Below are 24,005 nucleotides of genomic sequence, written 5' to 3'. Positions count from 1 at the left end.
GGCTTACTTACCTGTCTTTCCGACCTTGCGGCGGATCTGCTCACCCTCGTAACGCACGCCCTTGCCCTTGTAGGGGTCGGGGCGGCGCAGGCGACGGATGTTCGCCGAGATCTGGCCGACCTTCTGCTTGTCGATACCCGAGATCGAGAACTTGGTGGGCGTCTCCACCGCGAAGGTGATGCCCTCCGGAGCCTCGATGACCACGGGATGGCTGTACCCGAGCGCGAACTCGAGGTTGCTGCCCTTGAGCTGCACACGGTAACCGACGCCGAAGATCTCCATCTTCGTGGTGTAACCCTGGGTCACACCGGTCACCAGGTTGGACACCAGCGTGCGCGACAGCCCGTGCAGCGAACGGCTGCGCCGCTCGTCGTCGGGCCGGCTGACCACGATCGCGCCATCGTCGTTGCGCGACACGGTGATAGGCTCGGCGATCGCCAACTCCAGCGTGCCCTTCGGGCCCTTGACCGACACGTTCTGACCGTCGATCGTCACATCAACTCCGGCGGGAATGGCCACCGGCTGCTTACCAATACGCGACATGTCTTCTCCCCCTTACCAAACGTAAGCGAGGACTTCGCCGCCCACGCCCTGTCGGGACGCCTGGCGGTCGGTCAGCAAGCCGGAGGACGTGGAGATGATCGCCACGCCCAGCCCGCCGAGAACCCGCGGCAGATTGGTGGATTTCGCGTACACCCGCAGACCGGGCTTGGACACCCGGCGCAGACCGGCGAGGCTGCGCTCCCGGTTGGGGCCGTACTTGAGCTGGACAACAAGCGACTTACCGACCCGAGCATCCTCGGTGCGGAAATCGCTGATGTACCCCTCGCTCTTGAGGATCTCGGCGATGTTGGCCTTGATCTTCGAGTGCGGCAGGGTCACTTCGTCGTGATACGCCGAATTGGCGTTGCGCAGACGTGTCAAGAAGTCTGCGATCGGGTCCGTCATGGTCATGACTGGGCCTGTCTACCTTCCTCGCAGCGGTTCCCGGTCTGGGCCTGCTGCGCACCTGTTCTGTAGGGGTCTGTTACCAGCTGGACTTCTGCACACCGGGCAGTTCGCCGGCATGGGCCATCTCGCGCAAGCAGATTCGGCACAGGCCGAACTTGCGGTACACGGCGTGCGGACGTCCGCACTTGTTGCAGCGGGTGTAGGCCCGCACGGCGAACTTCGGCTTCTTATTGGCCTTGTTGACCAGTGCCTTCTTTGCCATCTGCTCAGTTCTCCTTGAAGGGGAAGCCCAGCGCGCGCAGCAGCGCCCGACCTTCGTCGTCGTTGGTCGCCGAGGTGACGACGGTGATGTCCATGCCGCGCGGACGGTCGATCGAGTCGACGTCGATCTCGTGGAACACCGACTGCTCGGCGAGCCCGAAGGTGTAGTTGCCGTGGCCGTCGAACTGCTTGCCGCTCAGGCCGCGGAAGTCGCGGATACGCGGAAGGGCGATCGACACCAGCCGGTCGAGGAACTCCCACATGCGATCGCCGCGCAGGGTCACCCGCGCACCGATCGGCATGCCCTCGCGCAGCTTGAACTGTGCGATCGACTTGCGGGCCTTGCGGATCTCGGGCTTCTGGCCGGTGATCAGCGCCAGGTCGTTGACTGCGCCGTTGATCAGCTTGGCGTCGCGGGCGGCGTCACCGACACCCATGTTGACGACGACCTTGACCACGCCGGGGATCTGCATGACGTTGGCGTAGTTGAACTCTTTGTTCAGCGCGTCGCGGATCTCTTCGCGGTAGCGCGCCTTCAGCCGGGGCTGAACTTTTTCTGCGGTAGTCATATCTCTCAGAGGTCCTTGCCGTTGCTCTTGGCGATGCGGACGTTCTTGCCGGTCTCCTCGTCGCGGCGAACGCCGACGCGGGTCGGCTTGCCGTCGGAGTCGACCACCATCACGTTGGAGACGTGGATCGGAGCTTCCTGGGTGACGATGCCGCCCGAGGATGCGCCGCGCTCGTTCGCCGACTGCGCGGTGTGCTTCTTGATCCGGTTGACGCCCTCGACGAGGACGCGGTTGCGGGACGGGTAGGCCTGCAGGACCTTGCCCTTGGCGCCCTTGTCCTTGCCGGCGATGACGAGCACGGTGTCGCCCTTGTGGACCTTCATTTACAAAACCTCCGGGGCCAGCGAGACGATCTTCATGAAGCGCTTCTCGCGCAGCTCACGGCCGACCGGGCCGAAGATGCGGGTGCCTCGCGGGTCGTTGTCGTTCTTGATGATGACGGCGGCGTTCTCGTCGAACTTGATGTAGCTGCCGTCGGCGCGGCGACGCTCCTTGACGGTGCGCACCACGACGGCCTTGACCACGTCACCGCGCTTGACGTTGCCGCCGGGGATGGCGTCCTTGACGGTCGCCACGATGACATCTCCGATGCCGGCGTAGCGCCGCGACGAGCCACCCAGAACACGGATGCACAAGATCTCCTTGGCGCCCGTGTTGTCGGCGACCTTGAGCCGCGATTCCTGCTGAATCACTAGATCTCCTCGACCTGGTTAACTGTGTGCACGCAGGATTACCGACCCTGACGTGCGCGGTCTTGTTCTTGCTACCCAAAGAGCACGCGGGGTTTTCTCACGCGGAGATAACCGAGGTCTGCCCTAGGCAACCCCCACATGCTAGGTGACGAGCGGAAAAGCTCCAAATCCGCGCTGCTCACCGCACCCGGGAGCGTCACTGCCGAGGCTGTCGTTAGCGACACGAAACGCGAGTGGACGTGTCGCCAACTACAGGCTCGCTGCATCGCCCAGCATGGTCGGTGGGCGCCACCAGCGGTTTCGTCGGGACGGACGCAGCCGACCATCCCATCCCCGTCGGACGAGGGCCACGTACGTCCGGTCGAGGATCTCTGCGTCGCGATCCTCCTTGATCGCCCGGACGACCTCCCACCCCAGCCGCGCGACCTTGGGCATCAGCCGTTGGTCCCGGACGTACTGCACCCGATCGGTCCGGTGTTGATCGCCGTCGTACTCCGAGGCGACCTTGAAGTCCTCCCAGCCCATGTCGAGCCTGCGGATGACCTTCCACTGCCCTTCGAAGACGGCGATCTGAGTGCTCGGCCGGGGAAACCCAGCGTCGAGGTACAACAACCGCAGCCTCGTCTCTTGCGGCGAGGCTGCGCCGCCGTCGACAAGCGGTAGCAATTCGAGCAGCTGCCGGATGCCCCGCGCACCCTTGTGCCGCCGGGTCAGCTCGAGCACCTCGTCATCGAGATAGGCCGTCGCCCGCTTGAGCGCGTCCAGCCGCATGAGTGCCTCGCCCCGCGGAAGGTGCCGGCCGAGGTCGTAGGCGGTCCGAGCCGGCGTTGTGACCGCAATGCACTCGCACGTGGTGACCTCGTCGTCGTCAAGGCGTTCGGCGCGGGCGATGACCCCTTCGGGTGGCCGGGTGTTGTTCCAGATGAGCTCGACAGGAGAGTTGGCGTCAACCCAGGACGCACCGTGCAGCGCCGACGCGGAGACCCCTGCGACCACGCCTTTACGACCGGATCGCAACCACGCACCGTCGATGACGTCCACCAAGTCAGGCGAATATCCCTTGGGCACGTAGACATTCCGGTGCATTCGTACGTATCCCCGCCGCAGCTCGTACTCCGTCACGGCGCCTATCTGCTGGGCCTGACTGCCGACGATGAGCTTCCTCATGGCCGAATGCTCGCAGCGCATGCCGACAATTCCGCCGAGGCTGTCGTTACCGCGAAGAATCGCGAGTGGACGTATCGCTAACTACAGTCTCACCACGCAGCGGAAGCCGATGTGCGTGGTCGAGGTGTCCTGTGACTGAGGCGACCGCGCGGCAGGCCGGTACCGGTGGCAGTACTCCGGCGCGCACAGATGCGAGCCGCCTTTGAGCGCCTGGCTGATGCTCGGGTCGGGCTCCGCGGGCGGGGGGCAGCATCCGTTTTTCTGCTCGAGCACGTGATGTGCCGAAAAACGCGTGGTCGTCCACTCCCAGACATTGCCGATCATGTCGACGAGACCGAACCCGTTCGGCGGGAAGACACCCACCGGTGAGGTGCCGGTCCATCCCAGCGCCCCGTCGTTGCGGTACGGGAACCGGCCCTGCCAGGTGTTGGCCATCAGCGATCCACCGACCGTCGGCTCATCACCCCACGCGTACGCGCTCGTGCTGCCGGCCCGGGCCGCGTACTCCCACTCGGCTTCCGTCGGCAGCCGACGGCCGGCCCACCGCGCGTACGCGGCCGCGTCGGGATAGGCCACCTGCACGACGGGATGGTCGGCCTTGTCGGCGATGTCGCTGCCGGGGCCGAACGGCGCGCGCCAATTCGCACCGGGCGCCCAGTCCCACCACTGTCGCCAATCCGCCAGGTTCACCGGACCGGGCGTCGGCCGGAACACCAGTGCGCCCGGTTGTAGATCCGCTTGGGGCACACCGGGATACAAAGCCGGATCGAGTGCCTTCTCGGCGACGGTGACATGCCCGGTGTCAGCGACGAATTCGGCGAACTGCGCATTGGTCACCGGGTGTCGTTCGATCGCGAAGGCGTCCACGGCCACCGTGTGGATCGGCGCCTCTTCGGGATAGAAACTGGTCGACCCCATCCGGAACGCGCCGCCCGGCACCTCGACGAGCTCGGTGAGCATGGCTTCAGGGTATGACGATGCTGAACTTGTCGGTCAGCACCGAGGCGGCCTCGTCGAAGCCGGCCACGCCCGACGGCGCCTCCACGTGAACCGCAACCAGATAGTTGCCGCTGTTGGTCCAGATGTGGGCAATGCGGTCGTGGTATTCGAGCGACTCGTCGGGGTCCTGCGCCCACGTGCCGATCAGCTTCTGTCCGCTGAATCCGCAGAAGTCGCCGGGCAGCAGGCTCAGCGTGCTGATCGGATACCTGGCCATCAGGTCGTCGCCGTAGCGGGTGAACGCCGCCGCCGGATCCAGCGGCGTCGCCGCGATGGTCACCTTGCCGACCATGTCGTCGGGACCGGACAGCAACGCGCCGACATCACCGCTGCCGGGCGTCACCGACCATCCGGGCGGCACCCGCACCGTGATCTGCGGCGCCGCCGGGTCGGCGACGGTCGCTACTGCCGTCTGGCCGGGCTGTTCCTGTCGGCACACGACGGCATTCGGCGGAACGGACACCTTGGTGGTCTCCACGACGCCGGGTTGCGACGACTCAGGCTCGTCGGTCACCTTCGTCGTCGGCGACGCCGACGTGGGGGTGGCGCTGGTCGTCGGTGTCGACGCCTCAACCCGGACCGCCGTCCCGGCACTGTTACGCGCGCAGGCGGCAACACCTGGAACGGCCAGCACCAACACCGCCGCAGCGGCACATACCAGCCGAGTCACCGCTCCAGTATGACGCTGCGCTCAGTCCCTGGCGAAGGCCGCAGCGAGTTCACGCTCCGCATCGACGTACGGCGTGCCCGAGACGTCGACGACCACCTGGGCGATCGTTCCTCCCGTGAAGCTGAAAGGTGCCTGGTAGGCCGACGTGACCGGCTGGCCGAGATTGCGGCCGACGCTGACCCCGCCGCCGGCCAACCCGAACGTGAACGGGTGGGCTTTGACACCGGTCAGCGTGGCCACCGCAGCGCCGTCGACGTAGAGGGTGGCGTCACCCAGTGGCGTGTGGCTGCCGTCGACCGTTCCGGTCCGGGCGTAGCCCACCCCCAGGATGTGATCACCGAGCGGCACCGGGTCGGGCGCGATCACCCGCTGTTCGTCTTCGCCGAAGAAGTTGTAGACGAACTGCAGCCGGCCGTCGTCGACGAACAAGACGTAACCGCCGTGACCGGCGCCCTGCTTGAGCAACACCCCGCGGACGTCCGGGCTGCTGACGTTCACCTCGGCCAACACCGAGAACGAGCGGCCGACGATGTTCACGCAGGCGCCCATCCCGACCGGCGCGGTGTTCGGGTAGTAGACGTAGCGCGGTCGGTCACCGGCCAGCGTGGGCCGCCAGCGCCCCAGCATCTCCCCCACGTTGAGGTCGGTCAGCGGCAGGCCGTTGTACTTCTCGGCCTCGCTGAACCACAGCTTCTGCAACTCGGCGAGCTTGTCGGGGTGTTCGGCCGCCAGGTCGTGACATTGGCTGCGGTCGTTCTCGATGTGGTACAGCTCCCAGCGGTCGGCGTCGAAATGCGACCAGCCCGACGGCGACGCGGGATGCACGCTGCTGGCGAACCAGCCCTTGTGCCAGATGCCTCGGGTTCCCAGCATCGTGTAGAACTGGGTTTCTTTACCGGTGTCAGCCGTCGAATCGTCAAGTGCTGCTTTGAAACTCACTCCGTCGAGGGGTTTCTGGGTGATGCCCTTCACGGTGTCGGGTGCGCCGATTCCCAGCAACTCGTAGATGGTCGGCGTGACGTCGGCGACGTTGACGTAGTTGTCTCGGACTTCACCGTGGGCGGCAATTCCGTTGGGCCAGGAGATGATTGCGGTGTCGGCGATACCCCCCTCGTGGGAGGCGTAGCGCTTGTAGAGCTTGTAGGGCGTGTTGAACGCCATGGCCCACCCGATCGGGTAGTGCTCGTAGGTGGTGGGTCCGCCCAGTTCGTCGAAGAAGCGCATGCTGTCCTCGACGGTGTCGATGTAACCGTTGAAGAACTTGCCCTCGTTGACCGACCCGTTGGGCCCGCCCTCGCCGCTGGCGCCGTTGTCGGAGATGACGACGATGATGGTGTTGTCCAACTGCCCGGACTCGTCCAGGTAGTCCAGGACTCGGCCGATTTGGGCGTCGGTGTAGGACAGGAAGCCGGCGAACACTTCGGCCATCCGGGTGAACAGCCGCTTCTCTTCATCGGACAGCGAATCCCACGGACGCACCGTGTCCTGCTCCGGCCACGGCTGGCCGTCGGGTCCGGTGACGTCGTTGTAGGGGTTCACCGCGGACAGTTCGGTGTCGGGCGGCACGATGCCGAGCTTCTTCTGGTTCTCCAGCACGATCTCGCGATAGCGCTCGTAGCCCATGTCGAAGGTTCCGGAGTAGCGGTCGGCCCACTCGGAGAACACATGGTGCGGCGCGTGGCCGGCCCCGGGGCACAGATAGGTGAACCACGGCTTGTCAGGGGCGATCATGGTGGAGTCGCGGATGAATTCGATTGCCTTGTCCGCCAAGTCCTTTGACAGGTGATAACCCTCTTCGGGGGTAGCCGGCGCCTCCACGGGGTGGCTGTCGTACACGAGCTCGGGGTACCACTGGTCGGTCTCGCCGCCCATGAAACCGTAGAACCGCTCGAAGCCGCGCGAGAGCGGCCAGTGCCTGCGGGTCGCCGCGAGGCTGGACTCTTCGATCGGGGTGAGGTGCCACTTGCCCACGCAGTACGTGTTGTAGCCGCGTTCGGCCAGCACCTCCGAAATCAGCGCGGTGTCATCGGGAATGCGGCCATTGATACCGGGGAAACCGTCGGTGAACTCCTCGATGGTCGCCATGCCCACCGTGGTCGCGTTGCGGCCGGTCAACAGCGACGCCCTGGTCGGCGAACACAGTGCCGTGGTGTGGAACTGCGACAGCCGAACTCCGCGCTCGGCGATCCGCGACATCGCCGGCATCGACACCAGCCCACCGAAGCAGTCCCAGGTCGCGATGCCGATGTCGTCCCACACCAGATACAGCACGTTGGGCGCGTTCTCGGGTGCAGTCGGCGCCGCGTACGGGCCCCAGTCCGCTTCGGAATCGCGAATGTCCAGTTCGATCTTGCCGTTGAACTCCGTGGTCATGCGGACAGACTTCCATGCGGCGGACCAGTTGTGCACGGTTCTGCGACTGCTCGCAGCCGAGTCGCAGAACCGGCACACAAATGCGAGCCGCGGCTTATCAGCCGCGGCTCGCGTTTGCTAAGACCGGAGTTTTACTTGGCGCGCTCGAGAACCTCGACGAGACGCCAGCGCTTGGACGCCGACAGCGGGCGGGTCTCCATCAGGGAGACCCGGTCGCCGATACCGGCGTCACCGTTCTCGTCGTGCGCTTTGACCTTCGTCGTGGTCCGGATGATCTTGCCGTAGAGCGGGTGACTCTTGCGGGATTCGAGCTCGACCACGATGGTCTTCTGCATCTTGTCGCTGACCACGTAGCCGATGACCGTCTTGCGACGGCCACGCGCCTCTTCGGTGCGCTCAGTGTGCTTGGGGCCCTTTGTATCTGCCATTACGCTTCCTCACCAGCGGGTCCGGCGGCCAGACCCAGTTCACGTTCGCGCAGCACGGTGTAGATGCGCGCAATCTCCTGACGCACGGTGCGAAGCCGGCGGTTGTTGTCCAGCTGCCCGGTGGCCATCTGGAAGCGCAGGTTGAACAGCTCTTCCTTGGATTCCCGCAGCTTGTCGGTCAGCTCTTCGTCAGTGAGCTCACGCAGTTCGCCGGCGCTGATGCCAACAGCCATCAGAACTGCTCCTCTCGGGTCACGATGCGTGCCTTGATCGGCAGCTTGTGGATCGCACGGGTCAGAGCTTCCCGAGCAGTCTGCTCGTTGGGGTAGCTCAGCTCGAACAGCACGCGGCCAGGCTTGACATTGGCCACCCACCACTCGGGCGAACCCTTGCCGGAACCCATACGAGTTTCGGCGGGTTTCTTGGTCAGCGGGCGGTCCGGGAAGATGTTGATCCACACCTTGCCGCCACGCTTGATGTGCCGGTTGATGGCGATACGAGCGGACTCGATCTGCCGGTTGGTGATGTAGGCGTGCTCCAGTGCCTGGATGCCGTAGTCACCGAACGTCACCGACGTGCCACCGCTGGCAATACCACGCTGCTTGGGGTGATGTTGCTTGCGGTGCTTGACTTTACGGGGAATAAGCATGAGTTAGCTCTCCGTGGTTTCAGCGGCGGGCTCGACGGCCGGCGCCTCCGTGGTGACGGGAACCGCAGACTCTGCGGTTTCTTCACTGGCGGCGCGACCGGCTTCGGTGCTCGTCGCGGTGGTGCCTGATGCACCGCTGCGACGCGGGCGGGTGCCCGACGGACGCTCGCGGCGCGGACGATCGGCGGCGGGTGCGGCGGCGGACAGCTCACGCTTGCCACCGACGATGTCGCCCTTGTAGATCCACACCTTCACGCCGATGCGGCCGAACGTGGTCTTGGCCTCGTACAGTCCGTAATCGATGTCGGCGCGCAGGGTGTGCAGCGGCACACGGCCTTCGCGGTAGAACTCCGAGCGGCTCATCTCGGCGCCGCCGAGGCGACCCGAGCACTGCACGCGGATGCCCTTGACGTTGGGTTGCCGCATGGCCGACTGGATGGCCTTACGCATCGCGCGGCGGAACGCCACCCGGTTGCTCAGCTGCTCGGCGACACCCTGGGCGACCAGCTGGGCCTGGCTCTCGGGGTTCTTCACCTCGAGGATGTTCAGCTGAACCTGCTTGCCGGTCAGCTTTTCCAGGTCGGCGCGGATGCGGTCGGCCTCGGTGCCACGACGACCGATCACGATGCCCGGGCGCGCGGTGTGGATGTCAACGCGAACCCGGTCACGGGTGCGCTCGATCTCCACGTCGGCAATGCCGGCGCGCTCCAGACCCGTGGCCAGCAGCCGGCGGATCGCCACGTCTTCCTTGACGTAATCCGCGTACTGCTTGTCGGCGTACCACCGGGACTTCCAGTCGGTGGTGATACCGAGCCGGAAGCCGTGGGGGTTGATTTTCTGGCCCACTACTCCGAGCCCTCCTTCGCTTCGGCCGAAGCCTTGGTCTTGGGAGCCGCTCTCTTGGTGGCGGCCTTGCTGGCCTGAGCGCGACGGGCGCGGGCGGCACTAGCCGACTTGCCCGCTTCCTTCTTGCTCGGACGGCTTTCGACGATCACCGTGATGTGGCTGGTGCGCTTGCGGATTCGGTACGCGCGACCCTGCGCGCGCGGCCGGATGCGCTTTGCGGTCGGGCCCTCGTCGGCGGTGATGGTGGCGACCACCAGCGTCGCCGGGTCCAGACCGTTGTTGTTCTGCGCGTTGGCGGCAGCGCTCGCGATCACCTTGGCGACCGGCTCACTGGCCTGCTGCGGCGCCCAGCGAAGGATGTCGAGGGCGTCCTCGACGCTCTTGCCGCGCACCAGGTTGATGACGCGGCGCGCCTTGGTGGCCGAGATCCCGATGTGGCGCGCTTTGGCTGTCGCAGACGGGTATTCGGTGGTTGCAGTCGTCATCGCCGCTTACTCTTCCGGTCGTCCTTGATGTGACCCTTGAACGTGCGCGTCGGTGCGAACTCGCCCAGCTTGTGGCCGACCATCGCCTCGGTGACGAACACCGGCACATGCTTGCGACCGTCGTGGACGGCGAAGGTGTGACCGATGAAGTCCGGGATGATGGTCGAACGACGCGACCAGGTCTTGATGACCTGCTTGGTGTTCTTCTCGTTCTGAACGTCGACCTTCTTGAGCAGATGGTCGTCGACGAACGGACCCTTCTTCAGGCTGCGTGGCATTGTCTACTCCCCTGCCTAGCGCTTCTTGCCGGTGCGCCGGCGTCGGACGATGAGCTTGTCGCTCGGCTTGTTGGGCTTGCGGGTGCGGCCCTCGGGCTTGCCCCACGGGCTGACCGGGTGGCGACCACCGGAGGTCTTGCCCTCGCCACCACCGTGCGGGTGGTCGACCGGGTTCATCACCACGCCACGAACGGTGGGACGCTTGCCCTTCCACCGCATACGGCCGGCCTTGCCCCAGTTGATGTTGGCCTGCTCGGCGTTGCCGACCTCGCCGACGGTGGCGCGGCAGCGCACGTCGACGCGGCGGATCTCACCCGAGGGCATACGCAGGGAGGCGTAGGTGCCTTCCTTACCCAGCAGCTGGATGCTCGAGCCGGCCGAACGGGCCAGCTTGGCTCCGCCACCGGGACGCAGCTCCACGGCGTGGATCACGGTACCGGCGGGGATGTTGCGCAGCGGCAGGTTGTTACCCGGCTTGATGTCGGCGTTGGCGCCCGACTCCACGATGTCGCCCTGCGAAAGACCCTGCGGCGCAATGATGTAGCGCTTCTCGCCGTCCAGGTAGTGCAGCAGTGCGATGTTCGCGGTGCGGTTCGGGTCGTACTCGATGTGTGCGACCTTGGCGTTGACGCCGTCCTTGTCGTTGCGCCGGAAGTCGATCACCCGGTAGGCACGCTTGTGCCCGCCGCCCTTGTGGCGGGTGGTGATTCGGCCGTGCGCGTTACGACCGCCGGTTCCGTGCAGCGGGCGGATCAGCGACTTCTCCGGAGTCGAGCGAGTGATCTCGGAGAAATCGGAGACGCTGGCACCGCGGCGACCGGGGGTCGTCGGCTTGTACTTGCGAATTCCCATTATCTATTCCTGAGTTCTATCTGCAGTCCCGCCGATCAGGCGGGAGCTCCGAAGAGGTCGATCGGCTTGCTGCCGGCGGCCAGGGTCACTATCGCGCGCTTGGTGCTCTTGCGCTGTCCGTAACCGGCGCGGGTGCGCTTGCGCTTGCCCTGCCGATTGGCGGTGTTCACCGAGTCGACCTTCACCTTGAAGATCTTCTCGATCGCGATCTTGATCTGCGTCTTGTTCGAGCCGGGTGCGACGATGAACGTGTAGACGTTGTCCTCGATCAGGCCGTACGACTTCTCGGAGATGACCGGGGCCAAGATGATGTCGCGGGGGTCGGTAATCGTTGCCATCAGACCGACGCTCCTTCTTTGGTATTCGCGCCGATGTAGGCGTTCAGGGCCTCGACCGAGAACACCACGTCGTCGGCATTCAGCACGTCGTAGGTGTTGAGCTGATCCGGCGAGATCACATGCACGCCAGGCAGATTGCGCACGCTCTTGGCGCCGACCTCGTCGGTGCGGCCGATCACGACCAGAACCTTGCGGCGGTCGGTCAGCGTGCCCAGGAACGCCTTTGCGCTCTTGGTCGACGGCGTCTGCCCTTCGAGCAGCTCGGTCACCGCGTGGATCCGCTCGTTGCGGGCCCGGTCCGACAGCGCGCTGCGCAGGGCGGCGCGGATCATCTTCTTGGGCGTCCGCTCGCTGTAGTCGCGCGGCTGCGGGCCGTGGACGATGCCACCGCCGGTGAACTGCGGAGCGCGGGTCGAACCCTGGCGGGCGCGACCGGTGCCCTTCTGCCGGTACGGCTTCTTGCCACCGCCGGAAACCTGGGCGCGCGTCTTAGTGGCGTGCGTGCCCTGCCGCTTGGCGGCCAGCTGCGCGGTCACCACCTGGTGCATCAGCGCGATGTTGGGTTCCACATCAAAAAGGTCAGCCGGCAGTTCCACCGTGCCGTCCTTCTTGCCGTTCGGAGTGCGAACGTCAATCTTCAGAGTCACTTCTCACCTCGTTTGACTGCCGTGCGAACCATCACGAGCCCGCCGGTGCGCCCGGGAACCGCGCCCTTGATCAGCAGCACGCCGTTCTCGGCATCGACCTTGTGCACCACCAGGTTCTGTGTGGTGACGCGGTCGTTACCCATGCGGCCCGACATCCGGGTGCCCTTGAAGACGCGGCCCGGGGTGGCGCAGCCACCGATCGAGCCCGGCCGGCGGTGCACCGCCTGGGCGCCGTGGCTGGCGCCCTGGCCGCGGAAGCCGTGGCGCTTCATCGTGCCCGCGAAGCCCTTGCCCTTGGACGTGCCGGTGACATCGACGTAGGCGCCGTCGGCGAAGATCTCCGCCGTCAGCTCCTGGCCGACCTCGTACTCGGCGGCCGCGGCCTCGTCGTCCAGCCGCAGCTCGGCGAGGTGCCGGCGCGGGTTCACCCCGGCGGCGGCGTACTGACCGGTGACCGGCTTGTTCACCTTGCGCGGGCTGATCTCGCCGTAGGCGAGCTGAACGGCGCTGTAGCCGTCACGCTCGGGCGTGCGGATGCGGGTGACCACGTTGGGTCCGGCCTTGACGACCGTGACGGGGACGACCCGGTTGTTTTCGTCGAACACCTGGGTCATGCCCAGCTTGGTGCCCAGAATGCCTTTTCGTGCCATTTGTTCGTCGACTCCCCTACTACTGGATGTTCACGTCGACGCTCGCCGGCAGATCGATGCGCATGAGTGCGTCAACGGTCTTCGGCGTCGGGTCGAGGATGTCGATGAGTCGCTTGTGCGTGCGCATCTCGAAGTGCTCCCGCGAGTCCTTGTACTTATGCGGGGAGCGGATGACGCAGTACACGTTCTTTTCCGTCGGCAGCGGCACCGGACCAACCACGCTCGCACCGGTACGGGTGACCGTCTCCACGATCTTGCGCGCCGAGGCATCAATGGCCTCGTGGTCGTAGGCCTTGAGCCTGATGCGGATCTTTTGTCCCGCCACGCTTCTCCTACCTTCATTCCTGCTTGGTCCCACAGAGGGACACGGTGGTCTTTGCGCTAGCACGCCGGCTATTGCCGGAGTTACAGCGCTGGCTGTCGCCGCCGCTCTTTACCTGTCTCTGGTGCTCCGACCCCCGCGGTCGGGTGTGTCGCCCTCACGCAGGCCCCGAGACGCGATTGATCTCTGTCGCGCTCCGAGGTGGGGACCGGACGCGCCCGTACGGGCGCCGGTCGTTAACCTTGGGCGGCACGCTCCCGTATGGGGGCGAACCCGGCTCAAGGCAACCCGAACAGTATGCCCTAGATCTGGGCGCGATCCAAATCCCTGCTCTGCCTGCTCAGCGGGGTGAAGACCGCCCGCGGCGCAGGCCGTGAAACCAGCGCGCCGCTACCCGAGCGGCTGCTCAACGGGGTTGCGGGTGCGGAACAAGGCTACCGAGACACCGAGGTACCACACCGCGGTGAACAGCCCCGGCAACCACGTGGTGAGCAGGTTGCCCTCGATGGAAAAGACGCCGGTGCGGAAGAACACGCTCGTCGTCCCCGCCAGGTTGATCACCGCGGCGACGATCGCCAGCCAGGCCGTCCACCGCGGAAATACCGGTTCGGGAAGTACACAGGCCGCATAGACCAGCGCTGCGGCCGCGACGATGAAGCCCTCCAACGAGAGCAGGGCCAGGCTGAAGTCATAGCCGACCGCGCGCACCGCAGAGGCCGACAACTGGTCGGCCGCCGCAGCGGTGACGATGCGGATGGACATCGAGACGAACGACAGCGCAGCCACGGCGGCGGTCGATACCAGGAACAGATCGCCCAGGTGCTTGCCGCCGGACGCTGTGTAGAGGACCCGCCGCACGACGACGGCGAACCAGAGGATCAGCGAGGTGGCCAGAGCGTAGAGCCAGCCCTGCGCGATCACCGTGTCGCGGTGCTCGATGAAGAAGGTCTGGATTTCCTTGTTGCTCGAATCCCAGGCGGGGGGTTTGCCGTTCAGACTCGCCGCGATGGCGGAGGCCACGACATACGCGATCCCCGCGATGCCACCCGAAACGTTCCAGTGCGCGTCCTTCATCTCTGCCCCCGCAGCTAGTTCCTAGCCGGACGATACGACGGGAACCGGCAGCGCTTGGGCATATCTGCCATCCATTTTGGTGACAGTGACTGCCATATCGACATAGGATGCCGCCATGTATCGCGTCATTCAGTGGGCAACCGGCGGTGTGGGCAAGGCGGCAATCCAGGATGTGCTGCGTCACCCCGAACTCGAACTCGTCGGCTGCTGGGTTCACAGCGCCGACAAGCACGGCCGCGACGTCGGCGACGTGATCGGCGAAGCCCCAATCGGGGTGGCGGCCACGACCGATATCGACGAACTGCTCGCGATGGACGCCGACTGCGTCATGTACTCCCCGCTGCTGCCCGACGACGATGTCGTCGCCAGGATCCTGCGCTCGGGCAAGAATGTGGTGACTCCGGTCGGCTGGGTCTACCCGGACCGGCAGAACCCGGGTGTGCAGGCCCTCGAGGAGGCGTGCGCCGCCGGCAACGCCACACTGCACGGTTCCGGTATCCATCCGGGCGGGATCACCGAACGCTTTCCGCTGATGATCTCCTCGCTCAGTTCGGCGATCACGCATGTGCGGGCCGAGGAGTTCTCCGACATCCGCACCTACAACGCGCCGCTGGTGGTTCGGGAGGTGATGGGCTTCGGACTCACTCCGGAGCAGGCGATGAGCGGGCCGATCGCCGCCCTGCTGGAGGCCGGTTTCAAACAGTCGGTCCGCATGGTCGCCGACCAATTGGGTTTCCGCGCGGAACCCCGCATCCGGTCCACCCAGGAGGTGGCGGTCGCCGTCACCGGTACCGACGAGCTCGTGGTGCCGATGGAGGCAGGCACCGTGGCCGCACGCCGGTTCCGCTGGGAGGCCATCGTCGATGACCAACCGGTGGTAACCGCCGCGGTCAACTGGCTGATGTGCGAGGTGGAGCTGGACCCGCCCTGGACGCTCGGCGAAAAGGGCGAGCGCTTCGAGGTGGAGATCACCGGCGATCCCGACGTGTCACTGACTTTCAAAGGGCTGCAACCGGAGACGGTCGAAGAGGGGCTCAAACGCAATCCGGGGGTGGTGGCAACCGCCAACCATTGCATCAGCGCCATCCCCTATGTCTGCGAAGCCGGCCCCGGGATCAAGACCTATCTCGACCTTCCGCTGATCGCCGGCCGGGCCGCGCCGCACCTGGCTGGCTGAGAAGTGGAAAGCCTTGGCGATCTTCGGTTTTCCCATCTCGTGGTCGGTGTCAGCGACATGGATCGGGCGCTGGAGTTCTACCGTGGGCTGCTCGGGATGGATGTGGTGTTCGATCAGACCCTGACAGGTGAATCGTTCGACCACGCGCTCGGCGGCGGTGACGGGAACCAGGGCCGGGCGGTCGGCGGCGTGATCGGCGGAGTGATGGTCGAGCTGCTGTCGCTCGGCCCCGACAGCCGTCCGGCCAGGCGGTCTTTCGTCGGCAATCAGAACATCTCGCTGTCGGTCACCGACCTCGACGACACGTACCGGCGTGTGCAGGCGGCCGGCTATCAGCCGGACCAGGCCCCATTCGAGATCGCCGATGTCCGGATGTTCTTCGTTAAGGATCCCGACGGCACCGCGGTGGAATTCATCGAATTCCCCGGCACCGCAAGAACATCGGAGGAGCTGCACCGTGGCGCCCAGCGCTGAGACAACCTATTGGCATCCGAACTCCCTGAGCGGCCACCGGGTGATCGTGACGGGAGCCGCCCGCGGAGTGGGCCGGGGAATCACCGCAGCACTGCTCGAACGCGGTGCGTCGGTCTTGCTGGTCGACCGTGACCCCGGGGTGATCGGTGTCGCGGGATCCCTCGCCGATGACCATCACGCGGTGCCGCTGGTCGCCGACCTGTGCGACCACTCCAGCTATCAACACATCATCGACGTCGCGGTCGAAAGACTGGGCGGCATCGACGCTTTGATCAACAACGCCATCGCCACCGACGAACCCAAACCATTCACCGACATCACCATGGCCGACTACGACCTCGTGTTCGACATCGGCCCCCGGGCCACCTTCTTCCTCATGCAGGCCGCCTACCCGGTGCTCAAGGCCGGCGGCGGCGGGTCGATCGTGAACTTCGGGTCCGGCAGCGGCACCGGCGGCCAGAAGTCATTCGGGGCCTACGCCGGCGCCAAGGAGGCCATCCGCGGCATGTCGAAAGTGGCTGCGCTGGAATGGGGTGTCGACAACATCCGGGTGAACGTGGTGTGCCCGTTCGCCAACTCCGCCGGCGTCGCGGGCTGGAGCGAATCCTTTCCCGACGTCTACAATAAGATCGTCAAGGGTGTCCCCTTGCGCCGCATCGGCGACACCCACGCCGACATCGGCGCGGTGGTGGCATTCCTGGTCAGCCCCGACGCGTCGTACATGACGGCCCAGACCATCAACATCGACGGTGGGATGGGAACGTTCCGGTGACCAGCCCGCCCGCGCAGCGGCCGCCGACCCTGCGGGACCGGCAGCGGGCGCAGGTGCGCGCCGACATCCACGCCGCGGCGTACCGACTTTTCGCCGCACGGGGATTCGGCAATGTCACCACCGACGACATCGCCGCCGAGGCATCGGTGTCACCGCGAACGTTCTTCCGTCATGTGGCCGCCAAGGAGGACCTGCTCCTCGGGGCGGTGCAGCGCGGGAACGCCGCGATCGCCTCGCTGCTCATGCGCCGCCCGCCCGACGAGGCGCCCGACGCCGCGTTGGCCGCCGCAATCGTCAGCCGCGTCGAGTCATTCGACGATGTCGATCTGGAGAATTGGCGGGCAGCGATCCTGACCGCACCTGAGTTGCTCGACCGCGCGACCCTGCTGTCCACCGCCGACCGCGACCAGATGGTCGAGCTCGTCGCCGCGCGGATGAACGCCGACCCGACCGATGACGCCCGCCCCGGATTGCTGGTCCAACTATCCTTCGCCGCAGCCGATTTCGCGTTCCAGCGGTGGGTCAAGAATCATGGAGTGCGGAGCCGGCCGTTGGCGTCGGACGTGGCGGAGGCGCTGGCGGTGGTCGCCCACCCGCGCTGGAGCGGCTAGCGCGCGCCCTTCATACCGGCCCAGAACGGGCATTGATGCCGAGCGCTGAAGTCGGTGGTGATCGTCGATTCCCCGGTCTGCAGCGACATCCGCTTCCCGGCGGCTCCGTCGGCCCCGAACTGCGGCCAATCGGGCAGCCCCGTCACCTCCGGCGTACCGGTCTTCACGAACTGGCTCCAGTAGGCCACCATCTGGTCGGAGAGCATGCGCTGCGCCGGATCCAACGGCCGCGCGCCACCGACGTCGAACAGATACCGTAACTCGAGCGAGTGGCTGGCGCCGACCGGGAAGGGGGCCGCGCGCAGCGGATCGGGAGCCGGCGCCGTGCGATCATTGAACTCGTAGGCGTACACCGGCCCGGTGTGCGCCAGGCCGGACGCGATTCTGTCTGCCGGACAGGCGAATACGCTATCGGTGACCGCCGCCGAATAGGCCAGCCCCTCACTCCCCCCATACCGGTCGAGCGGATAGTGCTCGGCAACCGCGGCGGCATCCGGGCCGAACGTCTTCGCGATCAGTTCCGGATATGGCGGCAACCGCCCGTCCTTGAGGTATTGGATCGCGGCGAACATCGCGAATTCGTCGCCGTTGCTGCCGACCAGCACGGGCAGTCGGGGCACCCGGTTCGAGGCGATGGCGGTCATCGGGTCGGCCGGTAAGCGGTCGGTCCCGGTGACCGGGCCGGTCAGCTTGTCGGGCCCGAATCCGACATACAGCGGCGCCCGCTGCAGGGTCTCGGTCGGCAGTGCTCGCAGGCAGGCGGCGACCGCGGCGGGGTCGGTGCAACCGGCGGTGGTCGCGTAGTCAGTGCTCACCTGCTGGCCGGTGGCCCGGTCCGCTTGTGCCTCGCATGGCCCGCTCTGCATGATTGCGGCGCGGAACAGCCCGGCCGACTCGGGCGCGACCAGGTGATCGCACACCGACATCGCGCCGGCCGACTCCCCGGCGATCGTGACTTTCGTTGCATCACCGCCGAATTCGGTGATGTTGTCGCGCACCCATCGCAGCGCAGCCTGCTGATCGGCCAGACCGTAGTTGCCGATGTCGCCGTCGGGACTCAGCGCCGGATGCGCCAGGAACCCGAGAGTGCCGAGCCGGTAGTTGACGGTGACGACGACGATGTCGCCCTGGGTCGCCAGCCACCGCGCGTCATAGATGTCGGCGCTGCCGTTGAGGAATCCGCCGCCATGAATCCACACCATCACCGGCTTCGGGTGGGACGGGCTCGCGCCGTCGGGTGTCCAGACATTGAGGTTCAGGCAGTCCTCGCCGGTGGGACGCCCGTAGTCGGGGTCGTTGGTGGTGTCCTGGATGCAGCGCAGACCCGGCTTCGTGGCGTCGCGCACGCCCTGCCACGGTGGGGCTGGTTGCGGCGGCTGCCAGCGCTGCGCCCCGACCGGCGCGGCCCCATAGGGGATGCCGTCGAAGACCCGATACCCCGGGGCGACCACACCGCGGACCGCACCGCCCGCGGTCTGCACCACCGCCGGCTCCGGCTCGGCCACCGCGGCGGTCCGCGGGTGCGATTCGGTGTTGCTGCGCGAACACGCGACGACTGTCACCAAGGTCAGCAGCAGCACCATCGCGCGCCGACGTGCTCGGCTCCTCGATCGGTCTCGCACGAGAACCGAGCCTACGCGGCGGCTCGGCCGAGCATGACCTGCCAATTCGCACCAATTGCCTGCGACCTGGCAGAATCGCCGCCAAACTAGGAACCTGACACCCGTCAAGTTTCTGGATTGAGTGAGCAAGGAGACCCGATGACCCCACGGATCATGGACAAGGCGGCCCGGGTGCTGGCCAGTCCGATGGGCTACACAGACGAGAAGCGGATGCACGAATCGCTTGCTCATCTGCGTGCGCATGCTCCGGTGTCGTGGGTCGAGGCCGAGGGATACCGGCCGTTCTGGGCGATCACCAAGCACGCCGACATCATGGACATCGAGCGGCAGAACGACCTGTTCACCAACGATCCGCGCCCGCTGCTCGCGATCGCCGAAGCCGACGACGTGCTGCGCGCACAACTGGAAGCCGGGATCGGCCTGCGGACGCTGATCCACATGGACGACCCGCTGCACCGCGACATGCGCAAGATCGGCGCCGACTGGTTCCGTCCGAAAGCCATGCGCGCCTTGAAGGCTCGCTGCGACGAGCTGGCCAAGATCTACGTCGACAAGATGCTCGAGCAAGGTCCCGAGCTGGATTTCGTCCAAGAGATCGCGGTCAACTATCCGCTCTACATCATCCTGACGCTGCTGGGTCTGCCGGAGTCGGACTTCCCCCGCATGCTCAAGCTCACCCAGGAGATGTTCGGCGGTGACGACCAGGAGTTCCAGCGCGGCGGCTCGACCGACGACATGCTCGCAGTGCTGCTGGACTTCTTCAACTACTTCAATGCGTTGACCGCCTCGCGCCGCGAAACGCCCACCGAGGACCTCAGCTCGGCGATCGCCAACGCCACGATCAACGGAGAGCCGCTGTCCGACATGGACACCGCGTCCTATTACGTGATCGTCGCCAGCGCCGGCCACGACACCACCAGTGCCGGCATCGCCGGCGGGCTACTGGAGCTGATCCGCAACCCTGGCGAATTGCAGCGGCTGCAGAACGATCCCGGCCTGATGGGCACCGCGGTCGAGGAGATGATCCGCTGCGTGGTTCCGGTCAAGGAGTTCATGCGTACCGCCCAAGCCGACACCGAAGTCCGCGGCGTCCCCATCGCCAAGGGCGAAGCCGTTCTGCTGTCCTATGTTTCGGCCAACCGCGACGAAGACGTCTTCGACGACCCGATGCGCTTCGACGTCGCGCGCGATCCCAACAAGCACCTGTCCTTCGGCTACGGGGTGCACTTCTGCCTGGGCGCGGCGCTGGCCCGGATGGAGATGAACAGCTTCTTCACCGAACTCGTCCCGCGCATCAAGTCCATCGAACTCGCCGGCGAGCCCGAGCTGATGGCCACCACCTTCGTCGGTGGTCTCAAACGCCTGCCGATTCGCTACTCGCTGAAGTGATTTCGCGGGTCCGGTGGACGGCCAGAAAACCGTCCACCGCGGCGCGCGCGCATTCGCGGTAGTCGAAGTCGGCCAACGTGCTGATCCGACCGGCCACCAACGGACCGATCAGCAGCATGATGGCTTGCGCCCGGTCGACCTCGCCGAGCTCGCGTTGCGCGTCGGGGCTGTCGAAGATCGCGTCGAACGGTGCGCCGTACTGCTGGGCGACTCGCTCGCGCAGCGTGCGCACCTCGGGGCTGTCGGAGCTGCCGCCCCGTTCGGGCATGTGCTCCATGTCCGGGCCCAGCGCCAGCCAATAGGTCGCCGACAGCAGGGCCGGGGTTCCCGAGATGAGGTCGGCTTGCGCGTGCATCAACGCCAGCAGGCGCTCCCGCAGCGTGCCGGTTTCCGGCGGCATCGGCGCGGGCGGAATGAGGCTGTGAAAGGCGGCGGCCAGCAGATCGTTGCCACTTGGGAAATGCCGGTACAGGGTGGCCCTGGCGACGTTGGCACCGCGAGTGACGGCATCGACAGTTACCGCGCTCGGTCCGCCGCTGCGCAGCAATGCCGTTGCGGCGTCCAATAACCGCGCGCGCGAACGCGCAGGTCTGGGGTCGCTACGCCGGCTTGCCATGTCCTGAATCTCCTCCGGTGACGCTTCGCACGTTTCAAACTTTTCGAGACGGATAGTCCCAAACAGGACCTGCGACCGAAGGAAGGCCCCTGCGTGGACACCTTGATCCGGCCCGACAAGGGTACCGATACCCGGCTGCGTGACGTCTCGACTCTGCAGCGGACGTGGACTTTGACCGTCGCCTGCCTGGGTGTGGCGCTGGTGATTTCCTCGATGATCGCCCTCAACACCGCGCTGGGCGACATCGCGGTCACGACCTCAGCCACCCAGTCGCAGTTGACCTGGGTAGTCGACAGCTACACCTTGGTGCTGGCCTGCCTGCTCCTCCCGGCCGGGGCCCTCGGCGATCGATACGGCCGACGCGGCGCACTGCTGATCGGCCTGTCGATCTTCGCGCTGGCCTCGTTGGCTCCACTCTTCTTCGACTCGCCGATCCAGATCATCGCCGCCCGCGCTGTCGCCGGCGCCGGAGCCGCGTTCGTCATGCCGGCCACCCTGTCGCTGCTGACGGTGGTATATCCGAAATCGGAACGCACCAAGGCCGTCGGCATCTGGGCGGGAGTCGCGGGCTGCGGCGCGGTCCTCGGAATGCTGGGTTCTGGCCTGCTGCTGCGCTTTTGGCCGTGGCAATCGATCTTCTGGGCGCTGGCCGGTGCCGGTGTGCTGCTGTTCATACTCACCTGGACGGTCAGCGATTCGCGCGACGCCGATGCCCCTGCGGTGGACTGGCCCGGCGCCGCGCTGATCGGCGGGGCCGTCGCGGTGTTCGTATTCGGCATCGTCGAAGCGCCGCAACGCGGCTGGGCGGATCCGCTGGTGATCGGCTGCCTGTGCGCGGGTGTCGTGCTGGCGGTGGCCTTCGGTGTGTTCGAGGTTCGGCGACGTCACCCCTTGCTGGACGTATCTCTTTTCCGCCGAGCCGATTTCGCCACCGGGGCAGCCGCCATCGCGGTGTTCTTCCTGGCCAACTTCGGGTTCATGTACCTGGTCATGCAATACACGCAGCTGATCCTGGGCTATTCGGCGCTGCAGACCGCAATGGCCTTCACCCCGTTGATGTTGCCGATGGCGGTGCTGTCGGTGACGTCGTCCTGGTATCTGCCCCGACTGGGTCTGCGCGTGGTCATTTTCTCCGGGCTGCTGTTCATCGCGGCCGGGTTCGTCTGCCTGCTGACGCTGCGCGTCGATTCGTCCTACCTCGGCTTGGCCTGGCCGCTGCTGGTGCTCGCCACCGGAATCGGGCTGTGCACCGCGCCGACCACATCGGCGATCATGAACGCCGCACCCGACGACAAGCAGGGGGTGGCCTCGGCCGTCAACGACACCGTCCGGGAAGTCGGCGCCGCGCTGGGCATCGCCCTGGCCGGCTCGATATTGGCCGGGCAGTACACCCACCGCCTCGGCGACCAACTGGCGGCATTCCCGCCTCCGGTGCGAGACGCCGCAGGAGGGTCACTGGCCGAGGCGCTGGCGGTGTCCACCCGGCTGGGCCCGGCGGGCGCGCAACTGGCCGACATCAGTAAGTCGGCATTCCTGCACGCGATGCAGAGTTCCATCACCGTGCTCTCGATCCTCGTCGCGATAGCGGCTGTGCTGATCGGTCTGTGGGCGCCAGGCCGTGACGGCCGCCAACTGCGTCTGGTGCGAAACCTAACCCGCCGAGACGAATTCGGCCGCCCGGTGTCCGATCATCGCGATGGTCGCGTGGGGGCCGCGGCCGGTGATGCGGGGAAGCACCGAGCCGTCGACCACCCATAGGTTGTCGATTCCCCGCACTCGGCATCGCGGGTCGACGACCGCATGTTCATCGCTGTCGACACCCATCGGGGCGGTGCCGCACAGATGCTGGGAGGTCGACCACATCGGCTCGCCGAGTTGCGTTGTCGTTCCGAGCATCTCGGCGGCATACTCACACCCGCTCCGCAATGCGGCCACATCCTCGGCGGCGCTGTCGTAGTGGTGTTCGATCCACGGAGCCACCATGGGATCGCCCGACACCAACGAAACACGGCCGTGCGTACGCGGCGCCATCAATGCCACCCCGAGATGCGGCCAGTCCGGGCGGCCCAAGGTGCCGTCACCAACCATCGCGATGAAACCGCCCGTATAGGGCCGGATCTCGACGCCATCGGCCACCAGCACCACCTCGAGCACCGGCCGCTGCGGGACGACGGTCCACGTGGTCGGCAGCACCCACTCCGGGTGGTCCCAGGTCCGCTGCCCTACCGGAAGGTCGGCCGCTACCGTGATGCCGAGCCCGCCCAGCGCTGCGGCCGGCCCGATTCCGGACAGCATCAGCAGGTGCGCCGATCCGATGGCGCCCGCCGACACCACGACCCGGTCGGCCTCCTGAACGGCCGGCCCGTTCGGACCCGCGGTCTCGACGCCGACCACCCGGCCGCCGGACAACCGCAGCCGCAGGACGCGGGTGCGCGGCAGCACGGTCAGGTTCGGCCGGGGCATGGCCGGTTCCAGGAAGGCCGCACCCGGCCCGCTGCGTACCCCGTCGACGATGTTCAGCGGCACCGCCCCGATCCCGGGCGGTGCGTTATCCCCGGTCGGCTCCGCGTTGAGGTCGGGTAACCAGGGCAGACCGAAGGCCTGGGCGGCGTCGACGAAAGCTGCTGTGCTGCCGACGAGTTCATGTGTGCGGCGGATCGCGATGGGACCACCGTCGGCGCGGTCGGGAAAATCGAGGTCGGTCTGGATGGCTCGGTAGTGCGGGACGACCTCGTCCCACGACCAACCGGGCACGCCCGGCCCGTCGAAGTCGATGGGCAGGGCCCGGCAGAAGTAACCGCCGTTGACTGCGCCGGAGCCCCCCACGGTCAGACCGCGTACCAGGTCGGCGCCGCGGGGTGGCTCGTCGGTCAGCTGCGCGCGATAGCGCTGGGCAAGCGGACTCGCAGCGCCGATCGGCAACTGCAGGCCGTTGCGGGTGAGCTCTCGGACTCCCGGCTCGTCGGGCCCGAGGCCGGCTTCCACGACCGTGACCCGGCACGCCGGGTCCGCCGAGACACGTTCGGCCAGCACGGATCCGGCGCTGCCGGCACCGACGATCAGGACATCGCTGTGCGCTATGTGGTCGACCAC

31 protein-coding genes are annotated in these 24,005 nt (G+C 66.5%); 6 read left to right on the top strand and 25 right to left on the bottom strand.

Translation table 11 applies throughout. The annotated features are described in order from the left end of the window. Positions 1 to 3: 3 nt before the first annotated feature. The 22 genes from rplF to K0O64_RS05150 form a co-directional block, all read right to left on the bottom strand. Positions 4 to 543, bottom strand: coding sequence for a 50S ribosomal protein L6 (gene rplF / locus K0O64_RS05255; protein ID WP_071947463.1), 540 nt, complete (start codon positions 541 to 543; stop codon positions 4 to 6). A gap of 12 nt (positions 544 to 555) precedes the next feature. Then, complete coding sequence (rpsH, locus tag K0O64_RS05250) at positions 556 to 954, bottom strand: 30S ribosomal protein S8 (RefSeq protein WP_071947464.1); 399 nt, start codon at positions 952 to 954, stop codon at positions 556 to 558. A 73-nt stretch (positions 955 to 1,027) separates the two neighbouring features. After that, on the bottom strand, positions 1,028 to 1,213 hold the full coding sequence (locus K0O64_RS05245) for a type Z 30S ribosomal protein S14 (RefSeq protein ID WP_005143893.1): 186 nt from the start codon (positions 1,211 to 1,213) through the stop codon (positions 1,028 to 1,030). A 4-nt stretch (positions 1,214 to 1,217) separates the two neighbouring features. Beyond that, the gene (rplE, locus tag K0O64_RS05240) at positions 1,218 to 1,781 is read right to left on the bottom strand and encodes a 50S ribosomal protein L5 (protein WP_071947465.1); all 564 of its coding nucleotides are present in this window, start codon (positions 1,779 to 1,781) and stop codon (positions 1,218 to 1,220) included. 5 nt (positions 1,782 to 1,786) lie between these two features. Next, positions 1,787 to 2,104, bottom strand: a complete 318-nt coding sequence (rplX, locus tag K0O64_RS05235; protein WP_071947466.1) for a 50S ribosomal protein L24 — start codon at positions 2,102 to 2,104, stop codon at positions 1,787 to 1,789. Beyond that, a complete protein-coding gene (rplN, locus tag K0O64_RS05230) occupies positions 2,105 to 2,473 on the bottom strand; it encodes a 50S ribosomal protein L14 (RefSeq protein WP_014814254.1) in 369 nt (122 codons plus the stop codon). A gap of 249 nt (positions 2,474 to 2,722) precedes the next feature. Then, on the bottom strand, positions 2,723 to 3,640 hold the full coding sequence (locus K0O64_RS05225; protein ID WP_220046185.1) for a type IV toxin-antitoxin system AbiEi family antitoxin: 918 nt from the start codon (positions 3,638 to 3,640) through the stop codon (positions 2,723 to 2,725). An 81-nt stretch (positions 3,641 to 3,721) separates the two neighbouring features. Continuing rightward, positions 3,722 to 4,600, bottom strand: coding sequence for a formylglycine-generating enzyme family protein (locus K0O64_RS05220; protein WP_220046184.1), 879 nt, complete (start codon positions 4,598 to 4,600; stop codon positions 3,722 to 3,724). Positions 4,601 to 4,604: 4 nt separating this feature from the next. Then, positions 4,605 to 5,309, bottom strand: a complete 705-nt coding sequence (locus K0O64_RS05215; protein ID WP_220046183.1) for a hypothetical protein — start codon at positions 5,307 to 5,309, stop codon at positions 4,605 to 4,607. A gap of 21 nt (positions 5,310 to 5,330) precedes the next feature. Next, positions 5,331 to 7,682 carry an arylsulfatase gene (locus tag K0O64_RS05210; protein ID WP_220046182.1) on the bottom strand — a complete coding sequence of 784 codons (2,352 nt, stop codon included), beginning with the start codon at positions 7,680 to 7,682 and terminating at the stop codon, positions 5,331 to 5,333. A 131-nt stretch (positions 7,683 to 7,813) separates the two neighbouring features. Beyond that, complete coding sequence (rpsQ, locus tag K0O64_RS05205; RefSeq protein ID WP_071947470.1) at positions 7,814 to 8,110, bottom strand: 30S ribosomal protein S17; 297 nt, start codon at positions 8,108 to 8,110, stop codon at positions 7,814 to 7,816. Then, positions 8,110 to 8,343 carry a 50S ribosomal protein L29 gene (gene rpmC / locus K0O64_RS05200; protein WP_047329110.1) on the bottom strand — a complete coding sequence of 78 codons (234 nt, stop codon included), beginning with the start codon at positions 8,341 to 8,343 and terminating at the stop codon, positions 8,110 to 8,112. The genes rpsQ and rpmC overlap by 1 nt, the downstream gene beginning before the upstream one ends. Continuing rightward, a complete protein-coding gene (gene rplP, locus K0O64_RS05195; RefSeq protein ID WP_071947471.1) occupies positions 8,343 to 8,759 on the bottom strand; it encodes a 50S ribosomal protein L16 in 417 nt (138 codons plus the stop codon). Before rplP ends, rpmC begins: the two co-directional genes overlap by 1 nt. Before the next feature lie 3 nt (positions 8,760 to 8,762). Continuing rightward, the gene (gene rpsC / locus K0O64_RS05190; RefSeq protein ID WP_071947472.1) at positions 8,763 to 9,605 is read right to left on the bottom strand and encodes a 30S ribosomal protein S3; all 843 of its coding nucleotides are present in this window, start codon (positions 9,603 to 9,605) and stop codon (positions 8,763 to 8,765) included. Continuing rightward, a complete protein-coding gene (gene rplV / locus K0O64_RS05185; RefSeq protein ID WP_220046181.1) occupies positions 9,605 to 10,090 on the bottom strand; it encodes a 50S ribosomal protein L22 in 486 nt (161 codons plus the stop codon). The genes rpsC and rplV overlap by 1 nt, the downstream gene beginning before the upstream one ends. Then, positions 10,087 to 10,368 carry a 30S ribosomal protein S19 gene (rpsS, locus tag K0O64_RS05180; protein ID WP_003892827.1) on the bottom strand — a complete coding sequence of 94 codons (282 nt, stop codon included), beginning with the start codon at positions 10,366 to 10,368 and terminating at the stop codon, positions 10,087 to 10,089. The genes rplV and rpsS overlap by 4 nt, the downstream gene beginning before the upstream one ends. A gap of 15 nt (positions 10,369 to 10,383) precedes the next feature. Further along, a complete protein-coding gene (gene rplB, locus K0O64_RS05175; RefSeq protein WP_071947474.1) occupies positions 10,384 to 11,220 on the bottom strand; it encodes a 50S ribosomal protein L2 in 837 nt (278 codons plus the stop codon). 35 nt (positions 11,221 to 11,255) lie between these two features. After that, positions 11,256 to 11,558 (bottom strand): 50S ribosomal protein L23, encoded by a 303-nt coding sequence (rplW, locus tag K0O64_RS05170; protein WP_047329104.1) that lies wholly within the window; start codon positions 11,556 to 11,558, stop codon positions 11,256 to 11,258. Continuing rightward, positions 11,558 to 12,205 (bottom strand): 50S ribosomal protein L4, encoded by a 648-nt coding sequence (gene rplD / locus K0O64_RS05165; protein WP_071947475.1) that lies wholly within the window; start codon positions 12,203 to 12,205, stop codon positions 11,558 to 11,560. Before rplD ends, rplW begins: the two co-directional genes overlap by 1 nt. Further along, complete coding sequence (gene rplC, locus K0O64_RS05160; protein WP_071947476.1) at positions 12,202 to 12,855, bottom strand: 50S ribosomal protein L3; 654 nt, start codon at positions 12,853 to 12,855, stop codon at positions 12,202 to 12,204. Before rplC ends, rplD begins: the two co-directional genes overlap by 4 nt. Before the next feature lie 19 nt (positions 12,856 to 12,874). Beyond that, on the bottom strand, positions 12,875 to 13,180 hold the full coding sequence (rpsJ, locus tag K0O64_RS05155) for a 30S ribosomal protein S10 (RefSeq protein WP_003883485.1): 306 nt from the start codon (positions 13,178 to 13,180) through the stop codon (positions 12,875 to 12,877). Positions 13,181 to 13,567: 387 nt separating this feature from the next. Next, the gene (locus K0O64_RS05150) at positions 13,568 to 14,251 is read right to left on the bottom strand and encodes a hypothetical protein (protein WP_071947477.1); all 684 of its coding nucleotides are present in this window, start codon (positions 14,249 to 14,251) and stop codon (positions 13,568 to 13,570) included. A 115-nt stretch (positions 14,252 to 14,366) separates the two neighbouring features. Between K0O64_RS05150 and K0O64_RS05145 the strand changes: the two genes are divergently transcribed. From K0O64_RS05145 to K0O64_RS05130, 4 genes are read left to right on the top strand one after another with little or no spacing between them, the layout of a single operon-like run. Then, on the top strand, positions 14,367 to 15,428 hold the full coding sequence (locus tag K0O64_RS05145) for an NAD(P)H-dependent amine dehydrogenase family protein (RefSeq protein ID WP_071947478.1): 1,062 nt from the start codon (positions 14,367 to 14,369) through the stop codon (positions 15,426 to 15,428). A gap of 3 nt (positions 15,429 to 15,431) precedes the next feature. Then, the gene (locus K0O64_RS05140; protein ID WP_269147156.1) at positions 15,432 to 15,902 is read left to right on the top strand and encodes a VOC family protein; all 471 of its coding nucleotides are present in this window, start codon (positions 15,432 to 15,434) and stop codon (positions 15,900 to 15,902) included. After that, on the top strand, positions 15,886 to 16,674 hold the full coding sequence (locus tag K0O64_RS05135; RefSeq protein WP_225933632.1) for an SDR family NAD(P)-dependent oxidoreductase: 789 nt from the start codon (positions 15,886 to 15,888) through the stop codon (positions 16,672 to 16,674). The genes K0O64_RS05140 and K0O64_RS05135 overlap by 17 nt, the downstream gene beginning before the upstream one ends. Then, positions 16,671 to 17,285 carry a TetR family transcriptional regulator gene (locus K0O64_RS05130; protein ID WP_071947481.1) on the top strand — a complete coding sequence of 205 codons (615 nt, stop codon included), beginning with the start codon at positions 16,671 to 16,673 and terminating at the stop codon, positions 17,283 to 17,285. Before K0O64_RS05135 ends, K0O64_RS05130 begins: the two co-directional genes overlap by 4 nt. Here the strand turns inward: K0O64_RS05130 and K0O64_RS05125 are convergent. Further along, positions 17,282 to 18,868, bottom strand: coding sequence for a carboxylesterase/lipase family protein (locus K0O64_RS05125; protein WP_071947482.1), 1,587 nt, complete (start codon positions 18,866 to 18,868; stop codon positions 17,282 to 17,284). The two genes, K0O64_RS05130 and K0O64_RS05125, sit on opposite strands and share 4 nt — an antisense overlap. 177 nt (positions 18,869 to 19,045) lie before the next feature. On the opposite strand from K0O64_RS05125, the gene K0O64_RS05120 reads away from it, so the two are divergent. Then, complete coding sequence (locus K0O64_RS05120) at positions 19,046 to 20,296, top strand: cytochrome P450 (protein WP_096310188.1); 1,251 nt, start codon at positions 19,046 to 19,048, stop codon at positions 20,294 to 20,296. Here K0O64_RS05120 and K0O64_RS05115 read toward each other — a convergent pair. Beyond that, positions 20,262 to 20,912: a TetR/AcrR family transcriptional regulator gene (locus K0O64_RS05115; protein ID WP_071947484.1), complete on the bottom strand. Its 651-nt coding sequence runs from the start codon at positions 20,910 to 20,912 to the stop codon at positions 20,262 to 20,264. The genes K0O64_RS05120 and K0O64_RS05115 overlap by 35 nt on opposite strands. Before the next feature lie 93 nt (positions 20,913 to 21,005). Between K0O64_RS05115 and K0O64_RS05110 the strand changes: the two genes are divergently transcribed. Further along, a complete protein-coding gene (locus K0O64_RS05110; RefSeq protein WP_220046178.1) occupies positions 21,006 to 22,670 on the top strand; it encodes an MFS transporter in 1,665 nt (554 codons plus the stop codon). Here the strand turns inward: K0O64_RS05110 and mftG are convergent. Beyond that, positions 22,563 to 24,005, bottom strand: coding sequence for a mycofactocin dehydrogenase MftG (gene mftG / locus K0O64_RS05105; RefSeq protein ID WP_220046177.1), 1,443 nt, complete (start codon positions 24,003 to 24,005; stop codon positions 22,563 to 22,565). The genes K0O64_RS05110 and mftG overlap by 108 nt on opposite strands.

This window comes from Mycolicibacterium pallens, assembly GCF_019456675.1.
GTDB classification, from domain to species: Bacteria; Actinomycetota; Actinomycetes; order Mycobacteriales; family Mycobacteriaceae; genus Mycobacterium; species Mycobacterium crocinum.
This window is presented reverse-complemented; position numbering and strand designations above follow the sequence as displayed.